14 protein-coding genes and 2 pseudogenes are annotated in these 11,446 nt (G+C 68.1%); 7 read left to right on the plus strand and 9 right to left on the minus strand.

What is annotated here, in order from left to right; translation table 11 throughout:
- A partial coding sequence (locus LZ604_RS34635; protein WP_234520133.1) for a helix-turn-helix domain-containing protein occupies positions 1-374 on the minus strand: 374 nt, incomplete at its 3' end.
- 52 nt (positions 375-426) lie between these two features.
- On the opposite strand from LZ604_RS34635, the gene tnpA reads away from it, so the two are divergent.
- Positions 427-855, plus strand: a complete 429-nt coding sequence (tnpA, locus tag LZ604_RS34640; protein WP_234520134.1) for an IS200/IS605 family transposase — start codon at positions 427-429, stop codon at positions 853-855.
- 113 nt (positions 856-968) lie between these two features.
- On the opposite strand, the pseudogene LZ604_RS34645 reads toward tnpA, so the two are convergent.
- The 3 genes and pseudogenes from LZ604_RS34645 to mscL all read right to left on the minus strand — a co-directional run.
- A pseudogene (locus LZ604_RS34645) lies at positions 969-1,178 on the minus strand (hypothetical protein); the annotation flags it as partial.
- Positions 1,179-1,214: 36 nt separating this feature from the next.
- On the minus strand, positions 1,215-1,835 hold the full coding sequence (locus LZ604_RS34650) for an SRPBCC family protein (RefSeq protein ID WP_234520147.1): 621 nt from the start codon (positions 1,833-1,835) through the stop codon (positions 1,215-1,217).
- A gap of 844 nt (positions 1,836-2,679) precedes the next feature.
- Complete coding sequence (gene mscL / locus LZ604_RS34655) at positions 2,680-3,123, minus strand: large conductance mechanosensitive channel protein MscL (protein ID WP_234520135.1); 444 nt, start codon at positions 3,121-3,123, stop codon at positions 2,680-2,682.
- Positions 3,124-3,293: 170 nt separating this feature from the next.
- On the opposite strand from mscL, the gene LZ604_RS34660 reads away from it, so the two are divergent.
- Positions 3,294-3,773, plus strand: a complete 480-nt coding sequence (locus tag LZ604_RS34660) for a TOTE conflict system archaeo-eukaryotic primase domain-containing protein (protein ID WP_234520136.1) — start codon at positions 3,294-3,296, stop codon at positions 3,771-3,773.
- Between the two features lie 586 nt (positions 3,774-4,359).
- On the opposite strand, the gene LZ604_RS36505 is transcribed toward LZ604_RS34660, so the two are convergent.
- The 4 genes from LZ604_RS36505 to LZ604_RS34680 all read right to left on the minus strand — a co-directional run bounded on the left by LZ604_RS36505 (position 4,360) and on the right by LZ604_RS34680 (position 5,576).
- On the minus strand, positions 4,360-4,677 hold the full coding sequence (locus tag LZ604_RS36505) for a DUF6192 family protein (RefSeq protein ID WP_372482278.1): 318 nt from the start codon (positions 4,675-4,677) through the stop codon (positions 4,360-4,362).
- Between the two features lie 253 nt (positions 4,678-4,930).
- Entirely contained in the window at positions 4,931-5,128 is a 198-nt protein-coding gene (locus LZ604_RS34670) for a hypothetical protein (RefSeq protein ID WP_234520138.1), read from the minus strand.
- Entirely contained in the window at positions 5,125-5,361 is a 237-nt protein-coding gene (locus tag LZ604_RS34675; protein WP_234520141.1) for a hypothetical protein, read from the minus strand. Before LZ604_RS34675 ends, LZ604_RS34670 begins: the two co-directional genes overlap by 4 nt.
- The gene (locus LZ604_RS34680) at positions 5,361-5,576 is read right to left on the minus strand and encodes a hypothetical protein (protein WP_234520142.1); all 216 of its coding nucleotides are present in this window, start codon (positions 5,574-5,576) and stop codon (positions 5,361-5,363) included. The genes LZ604_RS34675 and LZ604_RS34680 overlap by 1 nt, the downstream gene beginning before the upstream one ends.
- Positions 5,577-5,752: 176 nt before the next feature.
- Here LZ604_RS34680 and LZ604_RS34685 point away from each other — a divergent pair, with 176 nt between their 5' ends.
- Complete coding sequence (locus LZ604_RS34685; RefSeq protein WP_234520143.1) at positions 5,753-6,505, plus strand: DUF6879 family protein; 753 nt, start codon at positions 5,753-5,755, stop codon at positions 6,503-6,505.
- Positions 6,506-6,517: 12 nt separating this feature from the next.
- Positions 6,518-7,369, plus strand: a complete 852-nt coding sequence (locus LZ604_RS34690) for a helix-turn-helix domain-containing protein (protein WP_234520144.1) — start codon at positions 6,518-6,520, stop codon at positions 7,367-7,369.
- A gap of 487 nt (positions 7,370-7,856) precedes the next feature.
- Here the strand turns inward: LZ604_RS34690 and LZ604_RS34695 are convergent.
- A pseudogene (locus LZ604_RS34695) lies at positions 7,857-9,096 on the minus strand (IS110 family RNA-guided transposase).
- A 523-nt stretch (positions 9,097-9,619) separates the two neighbouring features.
- On the opposite strand from LZ604_RS34695, the gene LZ604_RS34705 reads away from it, so the two are divergent.
- The 3 genes from LZ604_RS34705 to LZ604_RS34715 form a co-directional block, all read left to right on the plus strand.
- A complete protein-coding gene (locus LZ604_RS34705) occupies positions 9,620-10,258 on the plus strand; it encodes an HD domain-containing protein (RefSeq protein ID WP_234520145.1) in 639 nt (212 codons plus the stop codon).
- A gap of 102 nt (positions 10,259-10,360) precedes the next feature.
- A complete protein-coding gene (locus LZ604_RS34710; RefSeq protein WP_308283715.1) occupies positions 10,361-11,023 on the plus strand; it encodes an MFS transporter in 663 nt (220 codons plus the stop codon).
- Positions 11,024-11,303: 280 nt separating this feature from the next.
- A partial coding sequence (locus LZ604_RS34715; protein ID WP_267972210.1) for a sigma factor occupies positions 11,304-11,446 on the plus strand: 143 nt, incomplete at its 3' end.

Consider the following 11,446-nt stretch of genomic DNA (forward strand, 5'->3'; position numbering starts at 1 on the left):
CGGCAGCCGTCGCCGTCCTTGGGGAAGTCCACCGTGTCGAACCACATCGCGCCCCGGAACCTGGGGTATCCGGGTTTCTCCCCGGCCTTCACGCGCCGGAAGAACGCCTGAAACGCCTTGTCCAGGCGGCGCAAGGTCGCCTGCTGCGACGAGAACGACCAGCGTCCCTGACGCTCGGGGTCGAAGGCCCGGATGTCCTTGAGCTGCGCGGACTGCTGCGCGTACTTGACCGACGTTTTGGAGGTGTGCCGGTAGGCGTCGCGGCGTTCCTGCAACGCGCCGTTGTAGAGCGAGCAGTGATCCCGCAGCATCTCACCGAGCGCTGCCGCCTGGCCCGCGGTGGGCCGCATAAGGAACTTGTACGCACGGATCATCCGGCCCACCCCCCTTTCAAGCCGGTTCGCGTGATCATACTACCCTTGGCATATGTCACCGCGCTGGGAACCAAACCCCGATATCCGCACCGGCCGCCACGTCGCCTACAACCTCCACGCGCACTTGGTGTTCGTTACCAAGTACCGCAAAGACGTCTTCGATGACGCCATGCTGAAGCGGTGCGAGGAAATCATGCGAGAGGTGTGCGGCAGCTTCGAGACAGATCTGAAGGAGTTCAACGGCGAAAGCGATCACGTCCACCTGCTCGTGCACTACCCGCCGAAGATCGCCCTGTCCAAGCTGATCAACAGCCTCAAGGGTGTCAGCTCCCGGTACCTGCGCGCCGAGTACACCGGCCGCATCAACCGCATCGGCATCGGCTCTGTGTTCTGGTCCCGCTCCTACTTCGCCGGATCGTGCGGCGGCGCACCGCTCAGCATCGTCCGCCAGTACATCGAAGGCCAAAAGCGGCCCACCTGACCCTCACCGAGGAGGCGCAGCGAACTCCGGCGCTGCGCGCCTCCGGTCCGAGGACGCGTATCCTTCCCCGGCTGAAGCCGGGGATACCCACCCAAGATCAGGGATGGATGCTGGCCCGGAGCGGGGTCCGCCCACGCGCAGCCGGGGCAGTCGACCCCGCCCACCTGGTTCATGGTGAGCAGGTCGACCCCGCTCTTGCGCGGGGAGGTCTGCTCCAGGGAGTACTCCAGCGCGTGCACGACGGCGGGAACCCCGGCCGCCCACTTCTTCGGCGGTGTCACGGAGAGGGAGGTCTCCGGCTCCTCACCGGGCGGGTTCTGCATCGCTTGGCCTTTCTCTTGCCGTGTGCGGTACGCGGGTCAGCCGACGGGCCACTGGGCGACACGGCTCCTGGGCGGTTCCGGGGTGTCGTGCTGAACCCGGCAGTTGCGGATGGTGCCACGCCAGGCACCGCCCTCCTGACCGATCCCTTCGATGAAGTGCTTGAAGCTCACCAGTTCCCCGCGCACCAGTCGCACGGTCAGCCCCACGACCCTGGACGAGCGGGTGAGGACCTTCGCAACCCCCTGCGGTTGGAGGAGCATCCGGACCGTGATCGCGGTGCCACCGGACTCCGTCGGCCTGAACTCGACCTCGCCCTGGTGGGTGGGGTGCTGCTCCAGGCCACGCCAGGCCAGGTAGGCGTCAGGGTCCTGTTCCACGATCTCGACCGCGAAACGGTGACGCAGAGGGCCGTAGCCGATGGTCCACGCGGTGACGGTAGGCCTGATCTGCTCGACGTCGCGCACCACGGTCGAGAAGCGCGGGAACGTCTTGAACTGCGTCCACTGGTTGTAGGCCGTGCGGACCGGCACCGCGACCTCGACCGTCTCCTCGACGTGCCGCTCGCGCAGGGGACGGCGGCGTGTGACGCCGTCGCCGTCGGAGCGCATGCCCCGGGGGTTCGGCACGGCCTGCCCACCGTCGTCTTCGTGCGTCATCATGGTCCTTCTTCCGGTGAGGGAGCCGGGCGTTGGGAGACCCGGCCCTCCCCTTATGGGGCAAGGCATCTCTTCCGGTTCCCCGATCCCGGGTTTTGAGTCACCCGACCGCGTAGGCGTCCCGGGCGGCCCCGAGCGCGAGAAGGGGCCGGGCCCGGCTCGCAGGAGGGGCGCCGAGCCCGCGGCTATCTGGTACCCGGGCGTTTCGGCACGGGCACCAGGGCGTGGCTGCCCTCCGGGCTGGCGTCGCTGCGGGCTGTTGGGCGATGCCGGGGCCCGAGGGGCAGTTGGAGGTGACCGAGCCGGTGAACGTTCAGGAACAGCCGCACGGCGTGGGGCAAGGTGCGTGCTGGGTCCTGCGGCGGTGTGGGGACGCGGGGTGGCGGCCGGCCGGGGCGGCTGGTTGGGGCCCGGCACAGTCGTAGAGAACCTGCTGGTCGTGTGCCGGGGGCCGGGCCCTGAGCCTGCTCTGGTCGGGGCAGTCGCCTGGGGCGCTGCCCTCCCTCTCGTGGGCACGTGACGAGCTTCCACAACGCGGCCGGCGCCGACCTCGTCGTCTACAACAGCCAGTGGATCCGCCGGAACGGGGAACTTCTACGCCCGCTACCCGCCCGAGTTCCTGCCCCGGCGCAGCATCGTCGTGAGACCGCACCACGGTGATCGCGGACGAGTACCGCACCCAGCCGGGCATTCCCCTTTCGGACTTGGCAGGGGCGGCCGACACCCGATTCGGGGAGCGGCGAGCGCAGGCCGTGCCCGTCCGCGTGCGGGCCGGTGCCGGGCATAGCCCGTGACCCGGCTTGGCTGATACCCCCGTAGCCCAGACCGGGCCATGGAGGTCGGGTCACCCGGCGCGCTGGGTTGTCTCCCCGGCCTGAGCGGGTACGGCGGGCAGGGAGACGGTGCAGGAGGCGCAGCGTCGGGCCTGGGCGGGTACGGGGCTGAGGCATTCGGGGCAGTCCCGTTTGGGGGCCTGGACGTCTTGGTGCGGGGCGAGGCGTTCGTGGAGCTTGTTGATCGGGAGCACGACCAGGAAGTACAGGGCGCTGGCGAGGAGGAGGAAGCTGATCGCCGCGTTGACGAAGGCGCCGTAGGGGAACTTGGTGGCGCCGACGGTGAAGGTCTTGCGGCTCATATCGCCCGTGACGCCGGTGGCCAGCCCGACCAGTGGTGTCAGGAAGGCGCTGACGAAGCCGTTCACCACGGCGGTGAACGCTGCCCCGATCACGATGCCGACGGCCAGGTCGACCACGTTGCCGCGCAGAATGAAGCTGCGAAAGCCCTTCACCTTCTCACCCCTAAGAAACTCTTGACGTCGACGGGCGGCACCAAAAACGCGGTCAGCCCACCCCCTTCACCACGGATGCCCTGCCACCCCTCACGCATGCCGGGGCGCCAGGAGAGGGAAACCTGACTGCTTTCGCTGCGTGACACGGGTGCAGTCTGGATCATGGGGGTGTGGAGGATTGGACCGACTGCCTCGATCCAGACGAGTTGCGCATCCGTTTCGACGTGGTGCGGGAGGAGAACGCAGAGCTACGCGAGGAGATCGCCCGGCTGAGAGCGGACAACACCCGGCTGTGCAGCCTCCTGGGCCGAGACGCCCAGACCGTACCTGTCGGCATGCCGCCCGTTTCCGAACCCGTCCCGGCCCCGCCACCAGCCAGCCCCGGCGGGCTGCCCTATGCGGACGCCTCCTCCAGCGCCGAGGCGAAGATCGCCCTGTTCAGGGCCAAGTTCGCAGGCCGCGAGGACGTCTACGCCAAGCGGTGGGTCAGCGCCAAGTCCGGCAGGACCGGCTGGAGCCCGGCCGAGGACAACCCCGTCGGCGCGGTGGAGGCGGTGCTGAGCCGGGTGCAGAGCCCGTCAGGGTTCGGGGAGCGTTGCAGGATCCGGCCCTGCGAGTGGTCCGGGGGCAGGAAGGCGAAGTGCTTCTGACACCACCGGTCGAGCGAGTCGGCCGGGTCGTCGAGGAAGATCTCTAGGTTCTCGAACACCTCCAGGACGTACATGACGGTCGCGGTCCAGGTGGGAGCCTGGGCCGCACGAACCGAGACGGTGCCCATCTGCACGCTGCGCGCCGAGGATCGCAACACCGCAGAGTGACGCGGCATCGTCATGACCAGCGAAGTGGCGGCCGCCCTCCGGGGCGAGCGTGGATCGCAACATGCACGACGTCGACCAATGGCACTGGTGGGTCCTGGTGGCGGCCCCCACCGGGGCGGCTGAGGATCACAACGACGGAATCGCCCGTGGGCTCAGGCGGCCGAGGATCGCAACAGCGGTCGTACCGAGTCGTCGCTGCTGAAGCAGCTCGTGGCGGCCGCCCTCCGGGGCAGCCGAGGATCGCAACCTCGGCGCGGTGAAGACGGGCACGCTCGGCGCCTGGTGGCGGCCGCCCTCCGAGGCGGTCGAGGATCGCAACATCCGCGGCGTCGAACGGCAGCCCCGAGGCTGCCGTGGCGGCCGCCCTCGGGGGCGGCCGAGGATCGTAACCTCGCCGTTGCCCTGGTCGCCGTCGCGGTCACGGTGTGGCGGCCGCCCTCCGGGGCGGCCAAGGATCGCAACACCCCGGTGGCGACCGGGAGATCCGCCGCTCCAAGTGACGGCCGACCTCAAAAGCGGCCGAGAATCGCGACCTGGGCATGGTTGGCCTGGAACGGGCGGTATCGGCGCTCATCCCCTTGAACGCGACGTTCGGCCTGCGCAGCAGGCTTGCTGCGGCCGTCGCCGCGACCGACTCGTCGCGGGTGAACTCGTCCACCACCCGGACCTTGTTCTCCGCCGACGCGTTGGCCGCGACGTGCGGGCTACAGTCCACCAGGTATGCCTTCTCCCCCACTATCAGCGGCGCATCGGGGGCCCCTTGATATAGGGGCCGCGCCAGATCACCCGTTGCGAGCAGTCCGCACCCGTGAGGTCCGGCACCTGGTCACGATGGTCGAGGGCGATGTGCTTGGCCACGACTATGTGCTCGTAGAAGCAGCCCACTCCCCGAGCCGGTGTAGGTGTGAGCTGCCGGAGCAGTTAGGTCCACCGGGCGCACTCCCACATGAAGGGCGGCGGCACCGGCCACGGCGACGGCTCCGTGGACATCAGGCGAGCCCAGGCGGGCACTTGCTGTATCGGTGGCACCAGCAGGTGCACCGTTTGACCAGGAGGATGTCGCGGTGGTGGGGCAGCGGGACGTCCTTGGTCTGACGGCAGGAACCGTGCAGGTCCTGGTAGCCGTCTCGGGCGGCCAGGACGCACTCAGCCGACCGGTCCGAGAGGTCAACGGCCGGTGCGCTCATCCGAAGATCCCGCCGCTGCTCGCAGCGTTGAGCGCGCGATTGCGCTCCTCCAGTGCCCTGCGCCGCTCGTCGTTCGTGGCAGGGCGGACGCGAGCGGGGTCGGCGTCCCACTCCCGTCCGCCGGCCACCGGCCGGAGCTGGACGTACAGTCCTTCCTGCCCCATGACGTAGCCCAGTTTGTTGCTCTGGGTGTCGAGGACCAGGTCACCTGCCCGCTGCCGCTCCTCTGTCATCACTCGCGTTCCCCTCGCCGCAGTGCGCCCGCCAGGCGCACGGCCACATCGGCGCGGACGCGTCCAAGCTCGATCAGCTTCAGGTCGGGCGACGCGGGGTCGACCCGCAGGGAGGGGAAGACGATCCCGGCATCGTCCAGGGCCGCCCGCAAGGACTCCAGCGCCGCGAACGGGTCAACATCCGGCTCGGATTTCTTCGTGGTACTCGTGGCCATGAACGGGACGGTAGGCGGGGCCAGTTGACAGCAGCTATCCGATGTTCTCAAATGTTCTCACTGTATGGCCGAATGTTCTCGTCTGGTCTCATGTAGGGGGCGGCAGCCTGTAGTACGCGGTTCCGAACCTGTTGATGCTGGGGGTGCCAGAACCCCCTACTCCGAGGGAGACGACCATGGCACGACGACTGCGCTTCAACGGCACGGACAGCAAGAACGGCGGATGCCCCGCCGTGCACGAGGACCTTGATACCGGTGAGGTCGTCGTCCAGGGACGGCCGCTCACCGACCCGGAGGACATCGCCCAGCTCCAGCACTTCGGCCCGGGCTACGCGGCGGTGGTCGTGCCGCGTGAACTGCTCCTCAACCATGGCCCCAAGGAGATGGAGCGCGTGCCCAAGCTGATCGGCCTGGAGGAGTTCGGGCGGCTCTTCGAGACTTTCGAGCACTCGGCCTGGCACCTTGAGACCCGGCGCGGCTACGCATCGGACCGGGAGGACCCGTCCTACGCCGAGTTCCTTCAGACCGGCACGGTGGTATGCGACCTCGACAGCGACTGGTGCACGAACATCAGTCGGCAGACGTCGGCGGGCAAGTACGTGGGGCGCGTCCGCGTCGTCGACAGCCCGCCCACGGAGGGGCAGTTGTTCCTGCTGGACTACGCGAGGTGCAACGCGGCCGCGGGCGAGGACGCGCGGAACATGTGGCGCGAGGATGCCGACCGGCTCCGGCTGCCCGCAGAGGACTTCTGGATCTTCGACAGCCGCTGGGTCGCGGTGCTCCGCTTCGACGACGAGGACGCCTTCCATGACGTCGAGGTCATCACCGAGCCTGCGGAAGTCCTGCGCTACTGCCAGGTGCGTGACGCCGCCGTGCACGGGTCCGTGCCTTACGACCAGTTCGCGGCGCAGCTCGGCGCGAAGGGCTAGTGAACGGTACCAGTGAGCACGGATTTCCAGCAGGCGAGGGAAGCTCTCGGGGCACGGCTGAGGGAGCTGCGCTTCTCAGTCCCTGGGGGCCGGCTCACCGGTACGCAGCTCGCCCAGCGGCTCGGCTGGCCGCACTCCAAGGTCTACAAGCTGGAGAACGGCCAGCAGACCGCCACGCCGGAAGATCTGCGGGCGTGGGCCGAAGGCGTCGGCCAGCCGGAGGTCTTCGACGAACTCGACGCCCGGCTCAGGGGCTTCGAGTCCCACATCCGCTCATGGCGTCGTCAGCTCGCCGCAGGCCACCGGCCGGTACAGGACAGATGGAACGCCCAGGTCGCGCAGGCCACCACCATCTACGCATGGGAGGAGGCTGTCGTACCGGGCATGTTGCAGACGGCCGACTACGCCCGTTACATCTTCCTGCGGTACGCCAACCTCCAGAACTCGGTGCCCGACACCGATGCCGCTGTCCGAGCGCGGATGAAGCGCCAGGAGTGGCTGTACCAGGCGGGTCGCAAGCTTCACGCCCTGGTCTGGGAGGCCGCGCTGCACGCGCTCGTCTGCCCGCCATCCGTGCTCGCCAGCCAGCTCGATCGCCTGGCAGGGATCATCGGCATGGACACCGTGGAACTCGGCATCATCCCCCTCGGAGCATCCCTGAAGATCCCCACCGCCAACGGCTTCTGGGTCTTCGACGACCGGCTGGTGATCGCCGAAGACTGGCACGCGGAGCTGTGGCTGGACGACTCAGACAGCGTCGCCGCCTACACACGCGTGTGGCACACGCTCCGGGAGTCCGCCGTGTACGGGAACGACGCCCACAACGTGATCAACGCGGCCCGGCGGGCGCTCAGGGAACGCTGACAGCTAGGCCCGTCGCGCCACTCGATCAGCCTCGGCCACCAGCGGGATTGCCAAGTGGGAGGACTGGGATCGGAACGATGGCGCCGAGACGCCCCTGATCGAGTGGCGTGGCCAGCGACGCCGTGAGAAGGCCCGGACGCCATGCCACGTTTGGGCACCCGGGCCGGCCTTCGTCTTGCGAGCAGGGGCAGACCCGTCACGGGGGGGGAAACGAGCCTGCCCCTGCACGCTGGCGCCCGCATGCCTCCCCGGAGGCAGGTGCCTCGACCCAACCGGGTCACTCTCTCCAGCGCCGCATGCGGCCAGAGTGTCACGCGTGGCAGATCACGGTTGCTAGATCAACACCTCTGTGCAGTGCAGTACTTAAGGCAGGCCACGCACAGGGGGGACTGCTGCATCCAGCCCTTCGCCTGCGCGGCATGCACGGTCCGCGCACGCCTCGCGGGGTCTCGACACTGAGAAGAAGACATCCGATGCGGAGAACGCCTCAAGCGGCAAGGGCCGGGCGAGGTTCCCGTGTGGTCGGGAAGGCCACGGCCTCGTTGAAGGGGACGCGGTGCGCCAGGCAGTGGTGAAGGCAGCCGATCATCCGGTTGAAGAGGTTCCTCTGGGCCGCTGTGTGGCGGTCTCCGGCTTCACGTCGGCGGTCGTAGTGGGCTCTCGCTCCGGCCGAGTGGGCCATCGCTGAGAAGGCCCACATGTAGCCGGAGCCGGCCAATCTCTGGTTCTTGACCCTTCGGGCCGCGACGGCCAGGCTCTTGCCGGAGGCTCTGGTGACGGGAGCGGATCCCGCATACGCCTCAGACCTCTGGCGTCGGCGAACCGGGTCCGGTCGTCGCCGATCTCGGCCAGGACGCGGGCTCCACTGAGCGGGCCCAGCCCAGGAAAACTGGTGATGATCTCCGCGTCGGCATGAGCCTCGAATGCCTGCACTGTGGCTTCGGCGAGGTCATCGGCGCTCGCGCAGGCGGCCTCCAGTTGGCGAAGCAGCGCAAGTGCCTGCCGTCCCATGGCTTCCTCGACCAGCGGCAAATGGCGCATCCGCGGCAAGCGGAGCGCGTGGTGCAGACGCTCGACTTCCCTGTCGATGGTGTTCTTGCGACCGGCTTTCCTCAGCAGGGCCGCAGCTGGGTTCGAGTGAGCTTGGCTGCCTGCCGTGGGGTGGGTGCCGCGGCCAGGAGAGTGCGGGCTATGGGGTGGAAGATGCCTTCGCGCCGGTTACTGACGGCGGCCAGGTAGCTGGGGAAGTACTCGCGCAGGTGGGAGGTCAGCTTGTTGCCGGCCTGGGTTCGGTCCCAGACGGCGTCCTGCTGGGCGCGGGCGAGAACCGCGACGGCCTGGACAAGTTCGGAGGCGGCGGGAAGCTTGCGGTGAGCTGCGGCGTCGGTGCGGAGGATGTTCGCAAGCACCATGGCGTCCAGGTGGTCGGACTTTTTGCGGGAGACCGTGTGTCGGTCGCGGTAGCGGGCGGCGGCCATCGGGTTGATGGCGTAGACGGCGCGACCGGTCGCTCGCAGGCAGGCGACCAGCAGTCCGCGGGAGGTCTCGATGGCCACCGGGGCGGGAGCTTGCGGGGTATCGCCGTGCTCGGCGAGCATCCGCAGCAGTTGGTCGAGCCCTTCCGCGGTGTCATCGATGCGAGCTCTGGCGAGCAGCGAACCCGTTTCGTCTACGACGGCTATGTCGTGGTGATCGCTGGCCCAGTCGATGCCGCAGAACGCTCTCACTCGCCTCACGCTTTCTCATCGGTCCTGTGTTGTAGCTGGTCACAGCCGTGCAGGGCATGCGTCTCTCTAACGGAAGGGCTCAGTGGCTTTCGGTTCCACGCGGGAGTTCGAGGACCGTATGCGGTCCTGCAGCCATCCCGGTCACCCGAATGCCGCGAGCCCTCTGGCGCAGGGCCTCGACCGACGACCAAGCCCACCCGGGCGCAAGGCAACGGGATCACATCGAACCAGCCGCCTCCGACACCGGCGTCCGTGTCGGCTGGCAGCACGATCTTGTGGTTGACACAGAGCCGGTTCGCTTCCGCGAAAATCGCCGCGGAGTTTGGGACGTCCAGGACTTTCATCCGCCATTGACGAGGATCGCGCCCCGATGGGCGGCGAAGCCCACACCCCGCTGCCCGCCTGTCCGGATCCGGGTGATTCATGGCCGGACCGAGGCGGCGCCGGACGCCGGTTGGCTGCAGTGTGGAAGAAGGACGCACCGTCCACTCGAAGCACACTGATATCGGAAGGAGCGGAGGTCATGAGCGAGATCATCGCGGGGGTGGAGATTCCTGAAACGGCAGCGGTCGCCGAGGCCACCCGCCTCATGCAGGAGATGACCAGCCCCCTCATCTACCATCACTCCCGGCGTGTTTTCGTCTTCGGCGTCCTTCATGCTCGCAGGCTCGGCTTGGAGCCCGATCCGGAGCTTCTCTACCTGTCCGCCATGTTTCACGACACCGGCCTCTTGACGCCGTTTTCCGACGTGGAGCAGCGCTTCGAGGTCGATGGAGCCGACCACGCGCGCAAGTTCATGCTCGACAGCGGTTTCCCGGCCACGGCCGCCGACGTGGTGTGGACGGCGATCGCGCTGCACACGACCCCGGGAATTCCCGGGCGGATGGGCCCGGAGATCGCCGTCACGAATTTCGGGGTTCTGACCGACGTGATTGGCTTCGGTCTCGACGAGCTGGATCGCAGCCAGGTGGACGAGATCACCGCCGTCCACCCGCGGGGCGACTTCAAGAACGAGTTCTTGCAGGCCTACTTCGACGGACTCAAGCACCGCCCGGAGACCACGAACGGGACCGTGAATTCGGATGTGCTGGAGCACTTCCGTCCCGGCTTCCGTCGCACGACCACGGTCGAGCGCATGCTGGGCGCTCCCTGGCCGAGCTGATCAGGGTGTCACAAAAGACAATGTGATGAAACGTGGAGTCGCCCTCGCGACGGACGTCGTCTCGGGCGAGGTGCGTCCTTCGCCGTACTGGTCTGCGCCAATGTGGTGATGATGGCCACTGCGAGCGCACCGTCACCGATCTACCCGCTGTACCGGGAGCGCTGGGGTCTGTCGGTCACGATGCTGACGGTGGTCTTCGCGGTGTACGTCGTCGGTCTGCTCGGCGCGTTGCTGACGCTCGGATCGCTGAGCGACCACCTGGGGCGCCGCCCCGTGCTGGCCGTAGCCCTTTTGGTGGCGGCGGCCAGCACGGCGATGTTCTGGAAGGCCGAGGGCGTCGTCCCCCTCGTGATCGCCCGGGTGGTGCAGGGCATCGCCATGGGGACGGCCACGAGTGGTCTTGCCGCCGGATTGGTCGAGCTCTCACCCGAGCGACGTCCGCATCTGGGGCCCACGATGACGGCGGTGGGCACGAGTATCGGCATGGCCACCGGTGCGGGAGTCGTCGGATTGCTGGTTCAGTCGACTTCACGTCCCGATGCGTATGTCTTTCCCGTCCTTACGCTGACCTTCGTCGTTTCGGCCGCGGTCATCCTCACGATCATTCTGAGACATTCGCCCCGCGAGCGTTTCGGCTCGCGTCGTTGCGACCGAGAGTCCGGGTTCCTCGGGAAGCGCGGCTGGCGTTCTCCGCCTCTGTTCCCCCGCTGGTCGCGGGGTAGTCCGTCACGGGTCTGTTCTTGGCGCTCACTCCGTCCTTGGTGAGCATTGTCCTGCATGTGCGGTCGGGCGCTACGGGCGGGCTCAGCGGCCGGGCTCGCGGCGCCCTCATGGGGACTGGAGACCACGGGCTACCTGTGCGCCGGCTTCGTCGGGGCGCTGTCCTTGGCTGCGGCCCTCCACGCCGGACGATCGCATGCACACCGTCCTGCCCCGGCACCGTCCCCGAAGCAGCTTGATCGCGCCTTAGGCTGCCGTGTCAGAGCGGGCTTCCTGAGTCGGCATGGCTACGCTGGCTCCACGATTGGAGGAGGTTGCGATCCGTATGGGTGACGGGCACGGGCCCGGACGGTCTGAGCAGGAGGACCCGCTCGGAGCCGAATGGGAGAGTCACCGGCCCGCGGTCTTCGGAGTGGCCTACCGGCTGCTGGGGACTGTGGCCGATGCCGAGGATGTCACCCAGGACGT

The sequence above is a fragment of the Streptomyces glomeratus genome (genome assembly GCF_021462825.1).
Classification (GTDB): domain Bacteria; phylum Actinomycetota; class Actinomycetes; order Streptomycetales; family Streptomycetaceae; genus Streptomyces; species Streptomyces glomeratus.

Excerpts from the sequence above, each read along its gene's own strand:
- LZ604_RS34680 (WP_234520142.1), bottom strand. The coding sequence starts at position 5,576 with ATGGCCACGAGTACCACGAAGAAATCCGAGCCGGATGTTGACCCGTTC.
- tnpA (WP_234520134.1), top strand. The coding sequence starts at position 427 with ATGTCACCGCGCTGGGAACCAAACCCCGATATCCGCACCGGCCGCCAC.
- LZ604_RS34705 (WP_234520145.1), top strand. The coding sequence starts at position 9,620 with ATGAGCGAGATCATCGCGGGGGTGGAGATTCCTGAAACGGCAGCGGTC.
- LZ604_RS34650 (WP_234520147.1), bottom strand. The coding sequence starts at position 1,835 with ATGACGCACGAAGACGACGGTGGGCAGGCCGTGCCGAACCCCCGGGGC.
- LZ604_RS34675 (WP_234520141.1), bottom strand. The coding sequence starts at position 5,361 with ATGACAGAGGAGCGGCAGCGGGCAGGTGACCTGGTCCTCGACACCCAG.
- LZ604_RS34685 (WP_234520143.1), top strand. The coding sequence starts at position 5,753 with ATGGCACGACGACTGCGCTTCAACGGCACGGACAGCAAGAACGGCGGA.
- LZ604_RS34670 (WP_234520138.1), bottom strand. The coding sequence starts at position 5,128 with ATGAGCGCACCGGCCGTTGACCTCTCGGACCGGTCGGCTGAGTGCGTC.